The organism is Lelliottia nimipressuralis, from assembly GCF_004115925.1.
Classification (GTDB): domain Bacteria; phylum Pseudomonadota; class Gammaproteobacteria; order Enterobacterales; family Enterobacteriaceae; genus Enterobacter; species Enterobacter nimipressuralis.
Window position 1 is genome coordinate 222,024 of sequence record NZ_SDDX01000020.1, and the last position, 22,755, is coordinate 244,778.

Here is a 22,755-nt window from a genome sequence, read left to right on the forward strand (position 1 = left end):
CGCCGTTAGTGGCTGCCTTCACTCCAGGCCAGCTCGATCTCTTCGGCCAGGATTTTCACCCCGGCTTCGATTTTCTCTGGGTCTGGCACGTAGTTCATTCGCATACATTGATGCGTATGCGGCCATGGCTTATCAAGCCCCGGGAAGAAGTAATCCCCCGGCACCATCAACACGCCGCGCTTTTTCAGGCGCTGATACAGCAGCTCGGTGGTGATCGGCAGATCCTTAAACCACAGCCAGAGGAAAATCGCCCCTTCCGGTTTGTGGATCAGGCAGCGATCTTCGGGCAAATAGCGGCGAATTGTCGCGATGGTTTCCTGAACGCGCTGGTAGTAAAACGGCTTTATCACGTCATTCGACAGGCGCAGCAGATCGTTGCGCTTAATCATTTCGCACATCATAGCCGGGCCCATTCCACCCGGCGCCAGGCTGATGATGCCGTTCATGTTGGTGATGGCGCTGATGATTTTTTCATTGGCGATGATGATGCCGCAGCGGCTGCCCGGCAGGCCGAGTTTCGAGAGGCTCATGCACAGGACGATGTTCGGATTCCACAGCGGACGGGCTTCGCTAAAGATAATGCCGGGGAACGGCACACCGTAGGCGTTATCGATCACCAGCGGAATACCGTGCTGATTGGCCAGCACGTCTAACTTCATCAGCTCTTCGTCAGTGATGACGTTGCCCGTCGGGTTGGTCGGGCGTGAGACGCAAATCATGCCCGTCTCTTCGCCGATGTGCAGGTGTTCAAAATCGACGTGATACTTGAACTGGCCTTCAGGCAGTAGCTCGATATTAGGACGAGCGGAGACGAATAGATCCTCTTCCAGCCCGGAGTCGGCATAGCCGATGTACTCCGGCGTCAGCGGGAACAGCACTTTTTTGGTGCTGCCATCGGCGCGACGTCCTGCAAAAAGATTAAACAAGTAGAAAAATGCGCTCTGGCTGCCGTTTGTCAGTGCAATATTCTGTGGTTCGATATCCCAACCCAGTTCGTCGCGCAGCATATCTGCCAGCAGCGTCAGCAGCTCAGTTTTGCCTTGCGGGCCATCGTAATTGCACAGCGCATCAGTGGCTTTGCCGTTTTGCAGCATCTCCGCCAGCAGGTTGTGGAAGTAGTCGTTCATGGCCGGGATTTGGGCCGGATTTCCCCCGCCGAGCATGATGGCGCCCGGTGTGCGCAGCCCGTCGTTGAGATCCTCCATCAGGCGGGTAATGCCTGAATGGCGGGTGAATTTATCGCCGAAAAGTGAAAACGTCATAACAGGTGATCTGGCATTCTTATAATGAAAGTGGGTAACCATAACGCTAGCATCGTGTGGGTGCAAATCGAGGGAAGAGGGGCGGATCGTTGTTTTGTTTTGCTGATTTGTATTTGTGTGGTGAATTATTCTGATTAAAGAACGTCCCCTCCACTTGAAGGGGACGCCGCAGGAATTAGTGATTTCCGGCCCAGACCACCATCACTTTATCGTCCTGGTGCTGGCGCACAAAACCGTAGCCTTGCGCGAGGGTGAGGGTGGTTTGCGTACCCTCGCCAATAGCCGGATGGCGCGCCCGGAACTGCCCGAGAATTTGCCAGTGTTTGACGCCCAAAGCCTGGCTGCCGGTGACGTCCTGCCAGTTCATGTCTGAGCGTGTGCCTTGCAGCGGATCGGAACCGGTTGGGCCAAATGGCCGTGCTGATTCGTCACCGTAATAGATCTGCACCGACCCCGGAGACAGCAGCAGCAGTTCTGCCGCGCGCCGGCCACCTTCGCGGAACAGGCGCGTGTCGTGAGACGAGAGATAGCTCAGGACGTTGAAGCTCTGTAACTTTTCCGCCATCTGCTGCCAGGTGAGATCGATATCCGCGAGACAATCGACGGCTTTGGCGGCCTGCTCCTGATAGTCAAAATTGATCATCGCATCGAAACCATGGTGGTAATAGTCGCTTTGCATAACGCCATGCCCCCAGGATTCACCCGTCATCCAGAACGGGGCATCATCCAGCTTTTTGTCCGGATTAGCGTGCTTCCACGCTTTCAGTGCCTGGGTGGATTTATCCTTCAGCTCTTGCCAGGCGGGCAGTTCAACGTGTTTAGCCGTATCCACCCGGAAACCGTCAATGCCGTAGTCGCGCACCCACTGGCTGAGCCAGTGGGTAAGATAATTGCGCGGGGTGTAACCGGCGATTGCTTCGGCGTGGGAGTTCGGCTTGTGGTGGTAGAAATTCGGTAAACCGGAAGGGGTGGTCGATTCGGTTTTGAGATCGGGCAAAAAGGCCAGCGACATGGTCAGATCGTCAAAGCCAGGATTGTCATAATCGCCGATATCGGTGCGGATCCAGTGTTTGCCCCACCACTTTTCCCACCCGGCTTTGTCGCTGAAATTGATGTAGTCGTTAAAGCTGTGCCAGCTTTGCCCGGGCGCGGGTTTCCAGTCGGTCCAGCGTTCGCCCAGCGTTTTTTTCAACTCATCGCCCTGCAGGTACAACGCGCCAAACTGATACTCCTGCATATCCGCAAGCGTGGCGTAGCCGACGTGGTTCATCACGACGTCAAACAGAATGCGGATGCCGCGCTTGTGCGCCTCGTCGACCAGGTGGCGGAGATCGTTTTCGCTGCCCATGTTGGCGTCGAGTTTTGTCCAGTCCTGCGTGTAGTAGCCGTGATAGGCATAGTGCGGGAAATCGCCTTTGGTGCCGCCGCCTACCCAGCCGTGAATTTGCTCCAGCGGCGAGCTAATCCACAGGGCGTTGACGCCAAGCTGCTGGAGATAATCGAGCTTGCTGCTGAGTCCTTTAAGATCGCCGCCGTGGAAGGTGCCAATTTCCTGCATGCCGTCTTTGTGGCGGCCATAGCTGTTGTCATTAGATGGATCGCCATTCACGAAGCGGTCTGTCAGCACAAAGTAGACGGTAGCGTTCTGCCAGCTGAATGGCGCGGCTTTGTCGGTTTCGGCCCGTTCAAGCAGGAGCAGACCGTTGCTGTTCGCAGCGGGTTGCAGGGTGATTTTCCCTTGCTGCACCGTGGCCGTCTGCTGGCTGTAGAAATCCCGTACCACGGAGCCTTCCGGGAAAGTGTCTTTCACCTCGATGGTGAGCGGTTTACCGTCCCATTTCGGGCACTGGCGAGTGACCTCTGCGACGGTTTTCTCTGCGGCACTTTGCACCGTCAACATCAGCGTTGGCGTGCCTGAGCGCGTATCAATGCGCATCTGATAATCGCCCTCACGGAACAGACGCCACTGAGGTGGCATTCCCTCGCAGGGTTTAAGCGACATCATCTCATTGAGTTTAATGGGATTTGTGGGCTGCCAGCACGCATTGTCAAAATTGAGGGTCAGAGGACGAGTACCCTTCGCGAGCTTTGCATGGCTTGTGAACACCCCAGCGCCTTCGGCGTTAAAGGTAGAAAAGCCGGGAGATGACCAGTCTGCATTCGCTATCGCGGGTAGTAGCAAAAGAGCTAAAGCGGAGCGTTTCATTCCATTTTCCTGTCGCGGCAATTTTAACCAGTTTGCCATCAGGTTTATCGCGCTGACTCCTCCCCCTGAGCTTTATGGCGGGATGAGTCGAAAGGGTGAGTGATCTCGCGCAAAATTAGGCGTTTATCTGCGATATCGCACACAAATTTGTAGAAATGATGGTTAAGTGAGCAAGTTTCAGGTGACATAGTTTCGGAATTAGACTATTTCTTTGGATGCTCTTGAAGACTATTTTTGATATGATTTGAGATTCCGCTCTCAATTTTGTGAAAAAAATAAGGTGTTGGAATGCATATATCCGACCAGGAGAACTAATGATATCGACTCCCATACGACGATTTGGGGCTACGATACTCATGTTGCTCACCGTGACATTTTCAGGTGAGGTGCTTGCGAAGACGCACACGGATACAACGAGTAAAAAAGCCCACGTCATAAAGACGACCAGCAGTAGCAGTAAGATTAAGGTTAGCAGTAAACAAGAGTATTCTCGCAATAGTGTAAAGAGCAGTTCACTTCCTGATTTGCGAAAATACCCTTCCGGGACACCAAGGAAAAAAGCGTTTCTCCGGACGGTAATGCCTTATATTACAAGCCAAAATTCTGCAATTACTGCAGACCGTAACTGGCTGGTTTCAAAACAGTACGAAAGCCGTTGGTCACCTAGCGAACGCGCACGTCTGAAAGACATCGCGAAGCGCTACAAGGTGAGCTGGAATGGTAATACCCGCCGCGTGCCGTGGAACTCACTGCTTGAGCGCGTGGATATTATTCCAGGCAGCATGGTCGCGACCATGGCAGCCGCAGAGAGTGGTTGGGGCACGTCAAAACTGGCGCGTAACAACAACAATCTCTTCGGCATGAAGTGCGCCAAAGGCCGCTGTAACAACGCGCCAGGCAAAGTGAAAGGCTATTCGCAGTTCGAATCGGTTAAAGATTCCGTGAATGCCTACGTGGTAAACCTGAACACGCATCCGGCCTACTCTTCGTTCCGTAAGTCACGCGCTCAGCTGCGTAAAGCGGACCAGGAACTGACGGCGAGTACCATGATTCACAAGCTAAAAGGGTATTCAACGCAAGGGCAGAGCTACAACAACTACCTGTTTGCGATGTACCAGGATAACCAGCGCTTAATTGCCGCTCACATGTAAGCCATCTCAAAAAAACGCCTTCCATCGGAAGGCGTTTTTCTTTGCTGAATCAGCGCTACAACAGCGTTATACCAACACTTCGCTATACCGCTCCCGATACTCTTTCGGCGTGGTGTCGTACTCTTTCTTAAATACCGAATAGAAATACTGCAGTGACGGATAGCCGCACATCTGCGAAATTTCGTTAATCGACAGCGAAGTTGAGATCAGCAGGCTACGGGCTTTCTCCAGTTTTTCGGCGTGAATCACCGCGTGGATCGTCTCCCCGACCTCTTCTTTAAAGCGCTTCTCCAGATTTGAGCGAGAAATACCGACCGCGTCCAGCACCTGGTCCACTTTGATACCTTTACAGGCATGGTTACGGATGTAGTGCATGGCCTGAATGACCGCCGGATCGTTTAACGAGCGGTAGTCCGTGGAGCGGCGCTCGACTACGCGAACCGGCGGCACCAGCAGGCGCTGAAGAGGCAGGGATTCGTTATCCAGAAGACGATGAAGTAATTTCGCGGCCTGATAGCCCATCTGACGCGTCCCTTGTGCCACCGACGACAGGGCCACGCGCGACAGATAGCGCGTCAGCTCTTCGTTATCGATGCCAATCACGCAAAGTTTCTCAGGAACCGGAATGTGCAGATGATCGCAGACCTGCAGCACGTGGCGCGCGCGGGCATCCGTGACGGCAATAATGCCCGTTTGCGGCGGCAGGGTTTGCAGCCAGTCGGCCAGCCGATTTTGTGCGTGCTGCCAGTTCTCTGGTGCGGTCTCCAGCCCCTGATAGACCACGCCCCGGTATTTCTCCTGCGCGACGATCTGGCAAAACGCATATTCGCGCTCCATCGCCCAGCCTTTGCCACTGGAGGAGGGCAGGCCGTAAAAGGCGAAGCGGTGCACGCCTTTTTCTTTTAAATGCAAAAAGGCGCTCTCGACCAGCGCGTGATTGTCCGTTGCGATGTAGTGGACCGGAGGGTACTTTTCGGGCGAGTGATATGAGCCGCCGACGCCCACAATCGGGACGTCGACATCGGTCAGCAACTGCTCGATCACGGGATCGTCGTAATCGGCGATCACGCCATCGCCCAGCCAGTCTTTGATGTTTTCAATGCGGGTGCGGAAATCTTCTTCAATAAAAATATCCCACTCCGATTGCGACGCCTGCAAATATTCACCCACGCCTTCAACTACCTGACGGTCATAGGCTTTGTTAGCGTTGAATAACAACGTAATGCGGTGACGCTTCTCAAACATGGTTTATCTTTCCCAAATCAGTGACTCATGCCCGTCGCTTGGTCGCGGAGTCCATCCAGACCGCCAGCAACAAAATGGCGCCTTTAACGATATACTGCCAGAAGGTCGGAACGTCCATCATACTCATTCCGTTATCCAGCGACGCCATAATAAATGCCCCCATTACTGCGCCCGCAACGCTCCCGATGCCTCCTGCGAGGCTGGTTCCACCAATGACGCACGCGGCGATAGCATCCAGCTCGGCAATGTTACCGGCAGAGGGAGAACCCGCGCCGAGGCGCGAGCTTAAAATCAGCCCGGCGATAGCCACCATCAGACCATTAATCGCAAACACGGCGAGTTTGTTTCGCTCCACATTGATCCCTGAAAGACGTGCGGCTTCAATATTGCCGCCGATGGCGTAAATGCGTCGGCCAAAAGCGGTGCGAGTCGCCATAAACATACCGGCAAGTAACAGCAGGGTCAGAATCAGCACGGGCGTCGGCACGCCACGATAATCATTCAGGAGCCAGATCGCGCCCAGCACAATGACGGCGGTCAGCGCCTGCCGCCCGACGACCGACGTTGAAGGCGTCGAGGCGAGCCCCAGCGCCTGACGGCGCATTCTGGCGCGCCACTGCCAGGCGATGAATGCCATCAGACCGATAGCGCCAAAGGTAAAACCAACGCCATCGGAGAGATAACTCTGCCCAATTTGCGACATCGACGCGCTGGTGGGTGAAACCGTGGTGCCATTGGTGATGCCGATCAGGATGCCACGAAATGCGAGCATCCCCGCCAGGGTGACGATGAATGAAGGCACCTTACGATACGCCACCCACCAGCCATTCCAGGTGCCGAGCAGCAGGCCGAGTACCAGCGTGACGGCCACCGTCAACGGTAGCGGCCAGCCGAGCCAGACGTCAAAGATTGCGGCGACACCGCCCAGTAACCCCATCATCGAACCGACCGACAGATCGATTTCGGCAGAGATAATGACGAACACCATCCCGACTGCCAGAATGCCGGTAATCGCCGTCTGGCGCAGCAGGTTGGAGATGTTGCGCGCGCTTAAATACGAACCGTCGGTCATCCAGGTGAAGAACAGCATGATGGCGATAATGGCCGCGATCATGACGAAAACCTGTAGGTTTAACGCTTTAAATCCCGAGAACAAACCTGGCGCAGACACAGGGACTTTGATATCAGACGGGTTGCTTTTCGACATGACGTTCGCTCCTCAGGGCGGCTTCCATCACCTGTTCCTGGGTCAGGTTTTGGTTGATCAAATTAGCTTTCAGTTTGCCTTCATGCATGACCAGAACGCGATCGCTCAGGCCGAGCACTTCGGGCAGTTCGGACGAGATAACAATGACCGCGATGCCCTGTTGCACCAGCTGGTTAATGAGTTTGTAGATTTCATATTTTGCGCCGATGTCGATTCCACGCGTCGGCTCATCCAGAATCAGGATGCGTGGATTCAAAAGCAGGCAGCGCGCCAGAATCGCTTTCTGCTGATTGCCCCCGCTCAGCCGCCCAATGGCCAGCTCAGGTGATGAGGTTTTGACTTTCAGGCGCGCTAAAGACTGGAGAATGCACTGCTGTTCCGCCGCATCGTCCAGGCTGCTTAGCGCACCCGAAAACTGGTTGAGGGCCGCGAGGGTGATGTTTTTCCCCACTGCCATGACCGGCACAATGCCGTCTTTTTTACGGTCTTCCGGAACCATCGCGATGCCATGGGCGATGGCCTGCTGACAGCTGTTGATATGTACGAGCTGGTCGTCGAGATAAATGCTGCCTTCCCAGCGGCCTGGCCAGACGCCAAACAGGCACTGGACCGCTTCGGTTCGCCCTGCACCGACTAAACCGGCAATGCCAAGGATCTCCCCGCGCCGCAGCGAGAAGGAGACATTGTTGACGCGTTTGATATGGCGGTTAACCGGATGCCAGGCGGTCAGGTTTTCGACTCTTAATATTTCGTCCCCGGTGGTGTGCGGTTCGTTTGGGTAGAGCGCGGTGAGTTCGCGGCCCACCATCATGGTAATGATATCGTCTTCACTCATCCCGGCAGCTTCTCGTGTGCCGATGTGTTGCCCATCGCGGATAACGCAGATGGTGTCCGAGATGGCTTTCACTTCATTGAGTTTGTGAGAAATATAAATGCAGGCGATGCCGTGATGCTGCAGGTCGCGGATGATATCCAGCAGGACCGCAGTTTCTTGCTCAGTCAGCGATGCGGTAGGTTCATCGAGGATCAGCAAGCGCACCTGTTTGTTCAGGGCTTTGGCAATTTCGACCAACTGCTGCTGCCCTAACCCTAGATCGCCGACGCGGGTATTGGGAGAAATTTGAAGGCTGACCTGAGCCAGCAGCTTTTCACAGCGCAGGGTCATGGTGTCATAGTCCAGCACGCCGAAGCGTGAGATCTCGGCACCCAAGAAAATATTCTCCAGCACCGTGAGATGCTTCACCAGCGCCAGCTCCTGGTGAATGATGGCGATCCCTTTGCGCTCCGTGTCGCGAATGTGCGTGGCTTGCAGCGTTTCACCGGCAAAGACGATTTCACCGTCATAGCTGCCGTGCGGGTAGATGCCGCACAGCACTTTCATCAGCGTGGATTTGCCAGATCCGTTTTCACCACACAGCGAGACAATCTCGCCGGGGTTCAGGCGAAGGCTCACGTTGTCGATGGCTTTCACCGCGCCAAAGGCTTTGGTAATGCTTTTCATTTCAAGTAAATACGGCATAACTGCTCCACATGACCCGAGTCAAATCGTACAAGTCGACATGCCCCCGCAAAGCAGGGGCGATGCGGGATTACAGTTCGCTTTTCTTGTGGAAACCGTCTTTCACGACGGTGGAATCAATGTTCTCTTTGTTGACTTCGATTGGCGTCAGCAGACGGGCAGGGACATCTTTGAGGCCGTTATTCAGTTTGGAATCGGCCTTAGGCTGCTGATCGTTGCCCAGCTCAACGGCGATTTCCGCAGCAGTAGTGGCCAGTTCGGTGATAGGTTTGTAGACCGTCATGGTCTGGGTGCCGGCAATAATACGTTTTACGCCCGCGAGATCCGCATCCTGACCGGAAATCGCGACTTTACCGGCCAGACCTTGCGCACTCAGCGCCTGAATTGCACCGCCCGCAGTGGCATCGTTGGAAGCGACCACAGCGTCAATTTTGTTATTGTTCGCGGTTAACGCGTTTTCCATAATTTTCAGCGCATTTTCCGGCAGCCAGCCGTCGGCCCATTGATCGCCTACCACTTTAATTTTACCGTCGTCGATATACGGCTTAAGAACTTTCATTTGCCCTTCACGGAATAATTTGGCGTTGTTATCAACAGGGGAGCCGCCCATCAGGAAATAATTCCCCTGCGGCACTTTGTCGACCAGACTTTGCGCCTGAATTTCACCGACTTTTTCGTTGTCGAAGGAAATATAAAAATCAATGTCAGCGTTATTAATCATGCGGTCATAGGCTAAGACTTTAATTCCTTCTTGTTTGGCCTCTTTTACCACATTACTTAACACCTGGCCGTTGTAAGGAATTATCACCAGCACATCTACGCCGCGGTTAATCATATTTTCGATTTGCGACATTTGCGTTTCTTCATTGCCATTGGCAGATTGAACAAACACTTTTGCACCGAGAGATTCCGCTTTTTTCACAAAAATATCGCGGTCTTTTTGCCAGCGCTCCAGGCGCAGGTCGTCAATGGCCATTCCGATTTTGACTTCTTTTGCATGCCCCGCAAAGCTGGTTAGCAGTAGCGAAGCACAGAGAGTAAGGCACAGGTTTCTTATCGTCATAATTATTTTACCTTTTTCTGTAGGGTGGTAAGGCTGAGACAAAAGAATCATTCACTGCCAGATACGCAGCAAATTCTTAACGGGGAAAGGCAAACTGGCAATTACAGATTTTTATCTTCTCATTACGATATTTGGTTTATTTGCGAATTTATGACCGTGATCTGATTTTAAAATGTGCAACTTATTAATTACACATGATTCTGGAATAAGCGCCGAAAAATCGTTTGCTTGCGTATTATTTTTGCGAGCCAGCGCACGTTTGTGCATTCTCTCAATAGCAGTGTGAAATAACGTAATTGAGCAAGCTGCAATGAGTATTCACTATTACTCCATTATCGATTACTCGCCGCACCTCTTGATTATGGAGTTCAATATGCAAGCTTATTTCGACCAACTCGATCGCGTTCGCTACGAAGGCCCAAAATCCACCAATCCTTTAGCATTTCGTCATTACAACCCGGATGAGCTGGTACTCGGTAAGCGCATGGAAGATCACCTGCGTTTCGCTGCCTGCTACTGGCACACCTTCTGCTGGAATGGCGCGGATATGTTTGGTGTCGGCTCGTTTGACCGCCCATGGCAGCAGCCTGGCGAAGCGCTGGAACTGGCGAAGCGCAAAGCCGATGTGGCATTCGAGTTTTTCCACAAGCTGAACGTCCCGTACTACTGCTTCCACGATGTGGACGTCTCTCCTGAAGGGGCCTCGCTGAAAGAATATCTGAACAACTTTGCGCAGATGGTGGAATATCTGGGCGAGAAGCAGCAGAAAAGTGGCGTGAAGCTGCTGTGGGGGACGGCGAACTGCTTTACGAACCCGCGCTATGGTGCCGGTGCGGCGACTAACCCTGATCCTGAAGTGTTCAGCTGGGCTGCCACTCAGGTGGTGACGGCTATGAACGCCACCCATCAGCTGGGCGGTGAAAACTACGTGCTGTGGGGCGGTCGCGAAGGCTATGAAACCCTGCTCAACACCGACCTGCGTCAGGAGCGCGAGCAGATTGGCCGTTTCATGCAGATGGTGGTCGATCACAAACACAAAATCGGGTTCCGTGGCACCTTGCTGATTGAGCCGAAGCCGCAGGAGCCAACCAAGCACCAGTACGATTACGACGTGGCGACGGTCTACGGCTTCCTCAAACAATTTGGTCTGGAAAAAGAGATCAAAGTGAATATCGAAGCCAACCATGCCACGCTGGCGGGGCACTCTTTCCATCATGAAATTGCTTCTGCTATCGCGCTGGGTATCTTTGGCTCTGTCGATGCTAACCGTGGCGATCCGCAGCTCGGCTGGGACACCGACCAGTTCCCAATTAGCGTGGAAGAGAATGCGCTGGTGATGTACGAAATCATCAAAGCAGGCGGCTTTACCACCGGCGGCCTGAACTTTGACGCCAAAGTGCGCCGTCAGAGTACCGATAAGTACGATCTGTTCTACGGCCATATTGGCGCGATGGACACCATGGCGCTGGCGCTGAAAGTGGCGGCCCGCATGATTGAAGACGGTGAACTGGATAAACGCGTTGCGAAGCGTTATTCCGGCTGGAACAGTGAACTCGGCCAGCAAATCTTGAAAGGGCAGTTATCCCTTGCCGAGATCGCGAAGTACGCTGAACAACATAGCCTGGCGCCGAGCCATCAGAGCGGCCACCAGGAACTGCTGGAAAACCTGGTCAATCACTATTTGTTCGATAAATAGTCAGTGTTGCCGGGCGGCGCTGAGCCTGCCCGGCCTACGGAAAATATTGCTATTGTAGGCCCGGTACGCTTCGCGCCACCGGGTGTTTCTGTTAAAGGAGTCACCGCAATGTATATCGGGATTGATCTTGGCACATCGGGTGTGAAAGCCATCCTGTTAAACGAGCAGGGCGACGTGCTGGCCTCACACACTGAGAAGCTGCACGTTTCGCGCCCACATCCCTTATGGTCAGAACAAGACCCCGAACAGTGGTGGCAGGCGACGGATCGCGTGATCAAAGCGCTGGGTGAACAGCACAGCCTGCGTGAGGTAAAAGCGCTGGGGATTGCCGGGCAGATGCACGGCGCCACGCTGCTGGATAGCGCGCACCGTGTGCTGCGCCCGGCGATTTTGTGGAATGACGGCCGCTGCGCCGAAGAGTGCGCCATCCTCGAAGAACGGGTGCCGACGTCACGGCAAATCACCGGTAACCTGATGATGCCGGGCTTTACGGCACCGAAGCTGCTGTGGGTGCAGCGCCATGAGCCGGACGTTTTTAAGCAGGTGGCGAAGGTCTTGCTGCCAAAAGATTATCTGCGTTTTCGCATGACGGGTGATTTCGCCAGCGACATGTCGGACGCGGCGGGAACGATGTGGCTTGATGTCGCCAAACGCGACTGGAGCGAGACAATGCTGGATGCCTGCCAGCTGACACGCGATCACATGCCTGCGCTCTTCGAAGGCAGTGAAATCACCGGCGTGCTGAATCCTTCGATTGCGGAAAGCTGGAATATGCCTGCCGTGCCGGTAGTGGCGGGCGGTGGCGATAATGCGGCGGGGGCGGTGGGCGTGGGAATGGTGGATGCCGGGCAGGCAATGCTGTCGTTAGGCACCTCGGGCGTCTATTTTGCCGTAAGCGACGGGTATCGCAGCAATCCGGAAAGCGCTGTACACAGTTTCTGCCATGCGTTGCCGGGGAAATGGCATCTGATGTCGGTGATGCTCAGCGCCGCGTCATGCCTTGACTGGGCGGCAAATTTAACGGGGCTTAAGGACGTTCCGGCGCTGATCGCGGCGGCCCAGCAAGCCAATGAGGATGCCGGTGCCGTGTGGTTTTTACCCTATCTTTCCGGTGAGCGCACACCGCACAACAACCCAGAGGCGAAAGGCGTGTTCTTTGGTCTAACGCATCAGCATGGCCAAGCCGAACTGGCGCGTGCGGTGCTGGAGGGCGTTGGCTATGCGCTGGCAGACGGGATGGATGTGGTTCACGACTGCGGCCTTAAACCGACCAGCATTACCCTCATCGGCGGAGGCGCGAGAAGCAGCTACTGGCGGCAGATGCTGGCGGATATCAGCGGCTTGCAGCTTGATTACCGCACCGGTGGCGACGTTGGGCCTGCACTGGGCGCAGCCCGTCTGGCGCAGATTGCGCTGAACCCCGACCAACCGCTTTCGCAGCTACTTCCGCAGCTCACGCTTGAGCAGGAACATAAGCCGGATGCGGCGCGTCATAGCCGCTACACCGAACGGCGCGAAGTGTTCCGCAAAATCTATCAGCAGCTCTTGCCGTTAATGTCGTAAGGCGACGTTGTCCCAATGGGACATGATGATGTCCTTTTTTGGTCTTCTCGTGGAGCCGTCTCCTCGTCAGTATAGGGTTATACCCACTGGCGAGGAGAATCACCATGTCGCGCACCGCATTAATCAATATCGATACTCAGCAGTCGTTCCATCACCGTGAATACTGGCAGGAAGAGGGTTTTGAGGCATTTCAACAGGCCATGCTGGGGCTGATTGAAGGCTGTGAATCGCGTGATATCCCCGTTGTGGATATCTTTCATGTCGACGATACCGGGCCGTTCTCACTGCAAAGCGGTTATGTCACCCCGATGTCCTTTTTACGTCATCAGCCTGCGGTCGTTTTCCAGAAGCATGTGCATAATGCCTTCACCGATACGGGCCTTGACCACTGGTTGCGCGAACGGGATATTAATCGTCTGATCATCTGTGGTCTGCGTACGGAACAGTGCTGCGAAACCACCGCGCGAGTGGCCTCGGATTTGGGCTATGCGGTGACCTTCGTCAGTGAAGCGACGCTGACTTTCCCGATGACCTGGAAGGGCACTACGCTCGATACCCACGAGCTACGCCATCGTACCGAAACGGTACTGGCCGGGCGTTTTGCAGAAATTAAAACTGTGGCGGAGACGCTGGAGTCGCTCTGATGAGTATCGACGTCTGGTTTGTGATGTTGCCGGGAGTGCTGGCGCTGGATATGTCCGGCCCGGCAGAAACCTTTGTGCTGGCAGGCGATGCGTTTCGCCTGCACTACATCGGCCCGCAGCCGGAGGTCCCCACCTCGATTGGCCTGACGATGGGCGGAATTGCGCCTCTTCCCGAGACGCTGCCCGAGGGCAGTTTGCTGGTTTTACCGGGCGTGAGTGATTCGCGCCATCAGTTTTCGACGCCTCAGGCACAGAGCGTTCAGCACTGGCTGATGCGCCTGCAACCCGAGATTCACCGTCAGGCCATCACCGTTATGTGCGTTTGCTCCGGAGCACTGCTGGCAGCGAAGTCGGGTTTACTCAATGGCAAGCAGTGCACAACGCATCACGATGTTATCGGGCGTCTTCGCGACGCGGCACCGGGTGCGCTAATCAAAGAGAATCGTATTTTTGTGCAGGACGGTAACATCTGGACCAGTGCCGGGATCACCTCAGGGATTGATCTCGCTTTGCACCTGATGAGCCGCCTGTGTGGGCCGGAAAAGGCGCTGGCCGTCGCCCGTGAAATGGTGGTGTGGTTCCGACGTTCGGGCGACGATCCGCAGCTCTCGCCGTGGCTGCGTTATCGCAATCATCTGCACCCGGCCATCCACCGCGCGCAGGATGCGCTAACCGCTGAACCGCAAAAAGGCTGGCAACTGGCCGATATTGCGGCTCTGGCGCATGTCAGCCCCCGGCATTTAACACGTCTTTTTCAGGAACATCTGGGGATCAGCGTGCGCGATTATCTGGAGCAGCTGCGGCTGGCGATTGCACAGCAGTGGCTGTTGCAGGGGCGCGGCGTGGAGCAGGCGTCCATCGCCGCAGGGTTTTCGTCTCCACGCCAGTTTCACCGGGCAAAGCAGCGCGCAATCAGCTGACAAACCGGCGCGTGTCCACGCGCTGCAGCAGCATCGACAGCAGCAGGCTGATGAGCAACGTCGCGGTGAAAATCCAGACGATATCCAGCAACGGCCAGCTTTTCAGCTCAAGTCCCCGCGTGCGCAGGGCGTGGATCACCAGTGCGTGAAAGCCATAAATCCCGAGGGAGTGGCGTGAAATCAGCCCCAGTACCGGAAGTGGGCGCGTGTTTAGAGTGTTTTTGACCAGCGTCAACAGCGAAACGGCGCAGATAAAGACCATCGGGCCGCAGTACACATACCAGGTGTCGGCAAAGTTCCCGCGCCAGCGCAGCTCATAGAGGGTTCCGCGTGAGATCACAAACACCGCCCCGATGAACAGCGCGGCGCAAAGCCACGTCAGCCAGGGCTTGCGCGTATCCAGCATACCGATTGCTCGCCCGAGCATTCCGTAAATCACGTAGTAAAACGTGTCGCCGTTAATATAGAGATTGATCGGCAGCCATTCGAAGCCGCCTATTTTCTGCGAGACGGTATTAGGATTGGCGAGCAGGCCAATCACCACCATCAGCGCCAGCAACATCCGCCCACCGACGTTTTTGACCTGAATCAGCGGGGAGACGAGATAAATTACGATGATGGCGAAGAAAAACCACAGATGGTAGAAAACGGGTTTTTGCAGCAAATTCTTCAGCGACAGTTCGGCGTTTATCGACGTAAACAGGCTGATATAAAGCAACGCCACGGCGCTGTAAAACAGCAGGCACAGGCCAATGCGCAGGAAATGGCGCGGTTGTGCGCTGCGCTCACCGAAAAACAGATAACCGGAAATCATGAAAAACAGCGGGACGCTGACGCGCGATGCCGAGTTGAGGATATTGGCGATATCCCAGTTCATTGGGCTGATGCTGTGGGCATTGGTGATGTACCAGGTCGTGGTATGAATCATCACGACCATCAAACAGGCTATCCCTCGCAAATTATCAATCCAGCTAATTTTTGACTGCATCAGTTCCTCTGTGTTGGTGGTAAATACGGTCTGACTGTCATTGTGTGCTAGCCTCTCTCTGGATAATTCTGAGTTTGCCTGGGCGCGCTTGAACGAAAGTCGCGAGATTCGCAGAATGCCGGGCCATAATCTATAAAGTTTTAATACTAAAAATAACAGCCAGAAAATAGGGCGGTAATAAAAATGATGATCACGCGCGCTGCGTCACTGATTCTGCTGGTTTTACTTGCAGGGTGCAGCTCACAGGAAGACGCTCCGGTACAGCGGGCGCAGAAAAGCAAAGTCAGCCCGGAACGTTCGTTAAATATGGAGCAGCTGTGTAAGGATCAGGCCGCCCATCGCTATAATACCGGCACTCAAAAAATTGATGTGACAGGCTTTGAGCAATTTCAGGGCAGCTATGAGATGCGCGGGTCTACGGCACGTAAAGAGGGCTTTGTCTGCTCTTTTGACGCAGACGGGCAGTTTTTGCATCTCTCAATGCGCTAAGCGCCTTATTTCCCCAATTTTCCCTAAACAAACCCGTTTCGTACTGTATATCTTGCAGTCAGCGGGTATACTGATCCCTTCCATTTAAAACCACACGTATCCAGCACGAAATACTATGCAAAAGTTTGATACCAAGACCTTCCAGGGCCTGATCCTGACGTTACAGGATTACTGGGCTCGTCAGGGCTGCACCATTGTTCAACCTTTGGACATGGAAGTTGGCGCCGGCACTTCACACCCGATGACTAGCCTGCGTGCGCTGGGGCCTGAACCTATGGCAACCGCGTATGTGCAACCATCCCGTCGTCCGACCGACGGCCGCTATGGCGAAAACCCGAACCGCTTACAGCACTATTACCAGTTCCAGGTGGTGATTAAGCCTTCTCCGGATAATATCCAGGAGCTGTACCTCGGTTCCCTGAAAGAGCTGGGCGTGGATCCAACCATTCATGACATTCGCTTCGTGGAAGATAACTGGGAAAACCCAACGCTGGGTGCCTGGGGTCTGGGCTGGGAAGTATGGCTGAACGGCATGGAAGTGACGCAGTTCACTTACTTCCAGCAGGTGGGCGGTCTTGAGTGTAAGCCAATCACCGGTGAGATCACCTACGGTCTGGAACGTCTGGCCATGTACATTCAGGGCGTAGACAGCGTTTACGACCTGGTCTGGAGCGACGGCCCGCTGGGTAAAACCACCTACGGCGACGTGTTCCATCAGAACGAAGTGGAGCAATCCACCTATAACTTCGAATACGCGGATGTGGACTTCCTGTTCACCTGCTTCGAGCAGTACGAGAAAGAAGCGCAGCAGCTGCTGGCGCTGGAAACTCCGCTGCCGCTGCCAGCCTACGAGCGTATTCTGAAGGCCGCCCATAGCTTTAACCTGCTCGACGCCCGTAAAGCCATCTCCGTGACTGAACGTCAGCGCTATATTTTGCGCATTCGCACGCTGACCAAAGCCGTTGCAGAAGCTTACTACGCGTCCCGTGAAGCCCTTGGCTTCCCGATGTGCAATCGAAATAAATAAGAGGCGGCCATGTCTGAGAATACTTTCCTGGTGGAAATCGGCACTGAAGAGCTGCCACCAAAAGCCCTGCGCAGCCTGGCGGAATCCTTCGCTGCAAATGTCACGGCTGAGCTGGATAACGCTGGCCTGGCGCACGGTAAAATCGAATGGTTTGCGGCTCCACGCCGTCTGGCGCTGAAAGTTGCAAATCTCGCAGCCTCCCAGCCAGACCGTGAAGTCGAAAAACGCGGCCCGGCCATTGCCCAGGCGTTTGACGCGGAAGGCAAACCGAGCAAAGCCGCCGAAGGCTGGGCACGTGGTTGCGGTATCACCGTTGACCAGGCTGAGCGTCTGGCGACCGACAAGGGTGAATGGCTGCTGTATCGCGCCCATGTGAAAGGCGAAAGCGCAGAAGCGCTGCTGCCAAACATGATTGCCACGTCGCTGGCTAAACTGCCGATTCCGAAACTGATGCGCTGGGGCGCGAGCGACGTGCACTTTGTACGTCCGGTTCACACCGTGACCTTGCTGCTGGGCGATAAGCTGATCCCTGCGACAATCCTGGGTATTCAGTCCGATCGCGTGATCCGTGGCCATCGCTTTATGGGCGAGCCTGAGTTCACCATCGAGCACGCCGATCAGTATCCGCAGATCCTGCTGGAACGCGGCAAAGTCATTGCTGATTACGAGCAGCGTAAAGCCAAAATCAAAGCAGATGCGGAAGAAGCGGCACGCAAAATCGGTGGCAATGCCGATCTGAGCGAAAGCCTGCTGGAAGAAGTGACCTCGCTGGTGGAATGGCCAGTGGTCCTGACGGCGAAGTTCGAAGAGAAATTCCTTGCCGTTCCGGCTGAAGCGCTGGTTTACACCATGAAGGGTGACCAGAAGTACTTCCCGGTATACGCGGCGGACGGCAAACTGCTGCCAAACTTTATCTTTGTGGCGAACATTGAGTCGAAAGATCCGAGCCAGATTATCTCCGGTAACGAGAAAGTGGTTCGTCCACGTCTTGCGGATGCTGAGTTCTTCTTCAATAGCGACCGTAAAAAACGTCTGGAAGATCACCTGCCGCGCCTGCAAACCGTTCTGTTCCAGCAACAGCTCGGCACGCTGCGCGACAAAACCGATCGTATCGCGGAGCTGTCTGGCTGGATCGCCCGTGAAATTGGTGCTGATGTTAACCACGCGACTCGCGCGGGCCTGCTCTCCAAGTGCGACCTGATGACCAACATGGTGTTCGAATTTACCGACACCCAGGGCGTTATGGGCATGCACTACGCACGTCACGACGGCGAAGCGGAAGATGTCGCGGTTGCGCTGAATGAGCAGTATCAGCCACGCTTTGCGGGCGATGAACTGCCGTCTAATCCGGTGGCCTGTGCCGTCGCGATTGCCGATAAAATGGATACCCTTGCGGGGATCTTTGGTATCGGTCAGCATCCAAAAGGCGACAAAGACCCGTTTGCACTGCGTCGTGCGGCGCTCGGCGTGCTGCGTATCATCGTTGAGAAGAACCTGAATCTGGATCTGCAGACGCTGACTGAAGAAGCGGTACGTCTGTACGGCGATAAGCTGACCAACGCCAAAGTAGTGGATGACGTTATCGACTTTATGCTGGGCCGTTTCCGCGCCTGGTATCAGGACGAAGGCTACACCGTCGATACCATTCAGGCCGTTCTGGCACGCCGTCCAACGCGTCCGGCAGATTTTGATGCACGCATGAAGGCGGTTTCGCACTTCCGTACGCTGGAAGCCGCGTCTGCGCTGGCTGCGGCGAACAAGCGTGTTTCCAATATTCTGGCGAAGTCCGATGAACAGCTTACCGAACGTGTCAACGCTGCCACCCTGAAAGAGCCAGAAGAGATCGCGCTGGCGATGCAGGTTGTGGTATTGCGCGACAAGCTGGAGCCGTTCTTCGCGGAAGGCCGCTATCAGGAAGCGCTGGTGGAACTGGCGGAACTGCGTGAAGTGATCGATGCCTTCTTCGAAAAAGTGATGGTAAACGTAGAGGATAAAGAGCTGCGTATTAACCGCCTCTCGATGCTCGAAAAACTGCGTGAACTGTTCCTGCGCGTGGCGGATATTTCGCTGCTGCAGTAATCGGTTATCGATATAAAAAAACCCGCTGAAAGGCGGGTTTTTTATTTTCTGAACGTGTTCTCTTTTAAAGAATATATGATCTGTCAGACACTATTCAGTGTGAGAAAGAGTAATATAATGATGCTCATTTAATTGGCTCAGGGAATGTTGCCAGATAAGGACATCAACATATGAGTAATACCGTTTATTTAAGGATGAAAGGCGAACGTCAGGGTGAAATATCTTCAGGCTGCGGAACAGAAAAATCCATTGGTAATCGCTACCAGTATCAGCATCGGGATGAAATTCTTGTTTACCAGCTTGCCTCCAGTATGACGAGCACCGCAAATGGCATGAACCACCCGGGCCTGCGCTTTACTAAACCGATAGATAAAAGTACGCCATTACTGACGACAGCGATTAATGAGAATGAAAAGCTGCAGCTGATCTTCGATTTTTATCGCACTAATCGCTACGGGCGACAGGAGAAATACTATCAGATAGAACTCCGTGGGGCATCTATTCAGGGGATTATGCATTCTATAAATCCGGATGTTCTCGATAGCGAAAATATCACTGTGAGTTATGAATATATTCGCAGTAAACATCTTGGCGCTAACACGGAATACAGTGATCTGATCCTACCGGATAACTATAAACAGCTGTTTCCGCCGAATGAAAAGCCGCAGCCAGAAATACGTCATATTATTTTGACACTGGGCGTCTTTTTTGATGGAACCGGTAATAATGCCGTGAACACGCAGAATATGTTAGCTGCCTGTACCGCTGCCCATTTCGAACTCTCCGATCCGGATGCTGAAATTATTCTGGCCCGTACTGCCGAGGAAAAGATGGGCATTTCAGGTACCAGCGCTACCAGCTATATCGGGGGCTATACAAATATTCACTGGTTAAATACGTTGTACAAAACGGATATCCCCATTGATACAGGGCAAGTGCAGGCAGCAATTTATGTGGAAGGGATTGGTACCGAAGCGGGTAAACCGGACAGTATGCTTGGCCTGACCTTAGGCGTGGCGGATACCGGGGTGATTGCGAAGACGGACCTTGCGGTGAAGCAGATTGCGGTGGCGATCGAAGAGACTTTACGCAAACTTCGACAGACAATTTCTGGGGGTGGGATGACGGTCACGTCCTGCCAGTTTGATATCTTTGGTTTTAGCCGTGGAGCCGCCGCCGCACGCCATTTTGCCAACCGTATTCAGGATAAAGACAGAGTGATCGCCAATGCCATTCGCTACGGAATGGGGGAGGTGAATTATGTCGGTGCGCCAGCCGGGAAAACGCGTTTCATCGGCATTTTCGATACTGTCGCCGCCATCGGCACGCCACAGAACGGCCTGAACCCGCATACGGCGAATACCGGCGAGGTCAATATCATGCTGCGTCCTGGCGTGGCGGAAAAAGTCTTTCATATCACGGCACAGAACGAATGCCGCTTTAACTTTGCGCTGAACAGTGTCCAGCCCGCGTGGCCTGAACTGGCGCTGCCCGGCGCTCACTCCGATATCGGCGGAGGTTATTTGCCAGTGGTGCGCGAAAATATCTTCCTTACACGCCCCGAGGGTGAAACGGTGCCACTCAACACACCTCCTCAAAAGTCGCGGGCGTACCGTCATGCCGTAGCACAATTGTCCGTACTTGAGGCTTCCGCAGTAGTGGCCCCGCTTATCCGCACCAACGACATTAGCGCGGATGTGTGGGAAGACGAGCGAATGCCAGTCCATCACATCGAGGGGATGCAAAAAAGGGCATTTGCGGCGCTGACCATGAAGCAAAGACTGGTGAAGAACGACTGGTCCAAAGTGGTACTAAGGGTCATGCTCGATGCGGCGCAGGAGGCGGGAGTCGTGTTTAATCCAATTAAAACATCAGATAAGGATTTGAGTATTGCTACTGCCCTTATCCCGCTTTTTTCAAAAGCGATTGAATCAGGAAAGGCCATTCGTAAAGGAGGTAAGGGAATACTTTTCTCCTCATCGGAAATAGATCTTCTGGCAAAAGAGTTTGTCCACTGCTCGGCAAACTGGAACAGCATAATACTCGACTCTCACAGGAAGATTTATGGTGGTATGTCCCCCTCGCAGATAATTGGTTTTGTAAATCGCCCGGATGATAACTGGAAACGGACAACTTATGACATGGATGGGAATAAAAAATGAAAATGGGCAAACAGTTCTTTTTTTTACTCTTGCTTGCTGTTGCAGGCTGCCACTCGGCCGGATCTATCACCCCGGAAGAAACCGGTGAAATGCCTTATGGGTTATGGGGATTTGTGTTTTTTACGCCGAAAGCGCTTCCGGCTTTTGTCAATTATGTTGGCATCATCGATGATAAAAATGTTCTCTACTCATTTAGAACGCTTGATCGGGTTGAGGATGATGCTTCAAGCATCGGGTTATGGAATAACCGCTACATGAATTTCGCGCAATTTAACAAAGCTCGCCATCCACCGGTGGCTATGCTTTTTTGCTGGGATTCTATTATCGATAAAAAAACCTATGAAACGCGTATTATTTTCCCGGCGTCCATGAGGGAACAAATGAACACCTCAACCGGCCTGGACTGGCTTGGTAAGGAGGCCTGGTACAGTACAATTCTGTTTGGTCTGGCTCCCGAGGGGAAGGTTAGAGTCTGGTTGCAAAACAGCGGCGGGGGAAACAACCTGCCGATAGAGCCTAAAAAAATCACAACGCTGTCAGGCGATAAACTGGAGGGATGTAAAGGGATAAGTCGGCTTGATATGTCTTACAAAATTCCGGAGGGATATGATCCGGATACAAAAGACTTTATCAAGGGCAAAACCTACCCTTATGGCAACTGGTGAGGCTGTGAACTCACGTTTAACTCCATGGATGGCAATAAATGAAATCTGGCAAACGGGTTTTTCTTTTACTCTTACTTGCAATTGCAGGCTGCCACTCGGCCGGATCTATAACCCCAGAAGAAATCGGTGAAATGCCTTATGGGATGTGGGAATTTGCGTTTTTTACACCCAAAGCATTACCTGCTGATGTGACTTATGTCGGCATTATCGATGATAAAAATATTATCTACTCATTCAGAACGCTGGACAGTACTCAGGATAGCTGGGTCACAGTTGGCACATGGAGTAATAAGGTAAGACGGCATGCACAATTCAACAAAGCCCGCTATCCCCCTGTCGCTATGCTGTTTTGCTGGGACTCAACAATCGATAAAAAAACGTATGAAACGCGCATTATATTTCCTGAATCACTTAGGAGCAGAATGAGTGTTTCGACAGGAGTTGATCGCTATGGCGAAAAAGCATGGTATGACACTCTGTTGTTTGGGCTTGCGCCTGGGGGGAAGGTAAAGGTCTGGTTGCAAAATACTGTTGGGGGCAATGGGACGATCCCAGTAGAGCCTAAAAAAATCACAACGCTGACAGGCGAAAAACTGGATGGTTGCAAAGGCATTACCAAACATTCAAAAGGGTATCGGTATTCGAAGACGACGCAGGAATTTATCAAAGGCAAAACCTACCCTTACGGCAATTGGTGAGGCTGTGAACTCACGTTTAACACCATGGATGGCGATAAATGAAATCTGGCAAACGGTTCTCTCTTTCACTCTTACTTGCAGTTGCAGGCTGCCACTCGGCCGGATCTCTAACTCCGGAAGAAACCGGCTAATCACTGCCTAAATTTTAACCTTGAAACCTTGGCCCGAATG

18 protein-coding genes are annotated in these 22,755 nt (G+C 53.6%); 11 read left to right on the plus strand and 7 right to left on the minus strand.

Annotated features, from left to right (window positions below; all coding sequences use genetic code 11):
• Nucleotides 1–5: 5 nt before the first annotated feature.
• The gene (avtA, locus tag ETG88_RS17040; RefSeq protein WP_129035891.1) at nt 6–1,262 is read right to left on the minus strand and encodes a valine--pyruvate transaminase; all 1,257 of its coding nucleotides are present in this window, start codon (nt 1,260–1,262) and stop codon (nt 6–8) included.
• Between the two features lie 175 nt (nt 1,263–1,437).
• On the minus strand, nt 1,438–3,468 hold the full coding sequence (locus ETG88_RS17045) for an alpha-amylase (protein ID WP_129035893.1): 2,031 nt from the start codon (nt 3,466–3,468) through the stop codon (nt 1,438–1,440).
• A 314-nt stretch (nt 3,469–3,782) separates the two neighbouring features.
• Between ETG88_RS17045 and ETG88_RS17050 the strand changes: the two genes are divergently transcribed.
• Nucleotides 3,783–4,619 (plus strand): protein bax, encoded by an 837-nt coding sequence (locus tag ETG88_RS17050; protein ID WP_129035895.1) that lies wholly within the window; start codon nt 3,783–3,785, stop codon nt 4,617–4,619.
• A 66-nt stretch (nt 4,620–4,685) separates the two neighbouring features.
• On the opposite strand, the gene xylR is transcribed toward ETG88_RS17050, so the two are convergent.
• The 4 genes from xylR to xylF form a co-directional block, all read right to left on the minus strand.
• On the minus strand, nt 4,686–5,864 hold the full coding sequence (gene xylR / locus ETG88_RS17055) for a D-xylose utilization transcriptional activator XylR (protein ID WP_100778145.1): 1,179 nt from the start codon (nt 5,862–5,864) through the stop codon (nt 4,686–4,688).
• A gap of 25 nt (nt 5,865–5,889) precedes the next feature.
• Nucleotides 5,890–7,071 (minus strand): xylose ABC transporter permease XylH, encoded by a 1,182-nt coding sequence (gene xylH / locus ETG88_RS17060; protein WP_129035897.1) that lies wholly within the window; start codon nt 7,069–7,071, stop codon nt 5,890–5,892.
• The gene (locus ETG88_RS17065; protein ID WP_129035899.1) at nt 7,049–8,590 is read right to left on the minus strand and encodes a xylose ABC transporter ATP-binding protein; all 1,542 of its coding nucleotides are present in this window, start codon (nt 8,588–8,590) and stop codon (nt 7,049–7,051) included. The genes xylH and ETG88_RS17065 overlap by 23 nt, the downstream gene beginning before the upstream one ends.
• A 70-nt stretch (nt 8,591–8,660) precedes the next feature.
• Nucleotides 8,661–9,653 (minus strand): D-xylose ABC transporter substrate-binding protein, encoded by a 993-nt coding sequence (gene xylF, locus ETG88_RS17070; RefSeq protein ID WP_129035901.1) that lies wholly within the window; start codon nt 9,651–9,653, stop codon nt 8,661–8,663.
• Between the two features lie 373 nt (nt 9,654–10,026).
• Here xylF and xylA point away from each other — a divergent pair, with 373 nt between their 5' ends.
• The 4 genes from xylA (at nt 10,027) to ETG88_RS17095 (ending at nt 14,476) form a co-directional block, all read left to right on the plus strand.
• Nucleotides 10,027–11,349 carry a xylose isomerase gene (xylA, locus tag ETG88_RS17080; protein ID WP_102105140.1) on the plus strand — a complete coding sequence of 441 codons (1,323 nt, stop codon included), beginning with the start codon at nt 10,027–10,029 and terminating at the stop codon, nt 11,347–11,349.
• 108 nt (nt 11,350–11,457) lie between these two features.
• A complete protein-coding gene (gene xylB, locus ETG88_RS17085; RefSeq protein WP_129035903.1) occupies nt 11,458–12,912 on the plus strand; it encodes a xylulokinase in 1,455 nt (484 codons plus the stop codon).
• 104 nt (nt 12,913–13,016) lie between these two features.
• Nucleotides 13,017–13,556, plus strand: coding sequence for an isochorismatase family protein (locus tag ETG88_RS17090; protein ID WP_129035905.1), 540 nt, complete (start codon nt 13,017–13,019; stop codon nt 13,554–13,556).
• Entirely contained in the window at nt 13,556–14,476 is a 921-nt protein-coding gene (locus tag ETG88_RS17095) for a GlxA family transcriptional regulator (protein ID WP_107702500.1), read from the plus strand. The genes ETG88_RS17090 and ETG88_RS17095 overlap by 1 nt, the downstream gene beginning before the upstream one ends.
• On the opposite strand, the gene ETG88_RS17100 is transcribed toward ETG88_RS17095, so the two are convergent.
• On the minus strand, nt 14,469–15,464 hold the full coding sequence (locus ETG88_RS17100; RefSeq protein WP_129035907.1) for an acyltransferase: 996 nt from the start codon (nt 15,462–15,464) through the stop codon (nt 14,469–14,471). The genes ETG88_RS17095 and ETG88_RS17100 overlap by 8 nt on opposite strands.
• Before the next feature lie 183 nt (nt 15,465–15,647).
• On the opposite strand from ETG88_RS17100, the gene ETG88_RS17105 reads away from it, so the two are divergent.
• The 6 genes from ETG88_RS17105 (at nt 15,648) to ETG88_RS17130 (ending at nt 22,584) form a co-directional block, all read left to right on the plus strand.
• Nucleotides 15,648–15,953 (plus strand): YsaB family lipoprotein, encoded by a 306-nt coding sequence (locus ETG88_RS17105; RefSeq protein WP_100778137.1) that lies wholly within the window; start codon nt 15,648–15,650, stop codon nt 15,951–15,953.
• Nucleotides 15,954–16,068: 115 nt separating this feature from the next.
• On the plus strand, nt 16,069–16,980 hold the full coding sequence (gene glyQ, locus ETG88_RS17110; protein WP_011915428.1) for a glycine--tRNA ligase subunit alpha: 912 nt from the start codon (nt 16,069–16,071) through the stop codon (nt 16,978–16,980).
• A gap of 9 nt (nt 16,981–16,989) precedes the next feature.
• Entirely contained in the window at nt 16,990–19,059 is a 2,070-nt protein-coding gene (gene glyS / locus ETG88_RS17115; protein WP_100778136.1) for a glycine--tRNA ligase subunit beta, read from the plus strand.
• 170 nt (nt 19,060–19,229) lie between these two features.
• Complete coding sequence (tssD, locus tag ETG88_RS17120) at nt 19,230–21,221, plus strand: type VI secretion system tube protein TssD (protein ID WP_129035909.1); 1,992 nt, start codon at nt 19,230–19,232, stop codon at nt 21,219–21,221.
• Complete coding sequence (locus ETG88_RS17125) at nt 21,218–21,886, plus strand: DUF2931 family protein (protein WP_233446127.1); 669 nt, start codon at nt 21,218–21,220, stop codon at nt 21,884–21,886. Before tssD ends, ETG88_RS17125 begins: the two co-directional genes overlap by 4 nt.
• A gap of 38 nt (nt 21,887–21,924) precedes the next feature.
• Complete coding sequence (locus ETG88_RS17130) at nt 21,925–22,584, plus strand: DUF2931 family protein (RefSeq protein ID WP_129035911.1); 660 nt, start codon at nt 21,925–21,927, stop codon at nt 22,582–22,584.
• Nucleotides 22,585–22,755 lie beyond the last annotated feature (171 nt).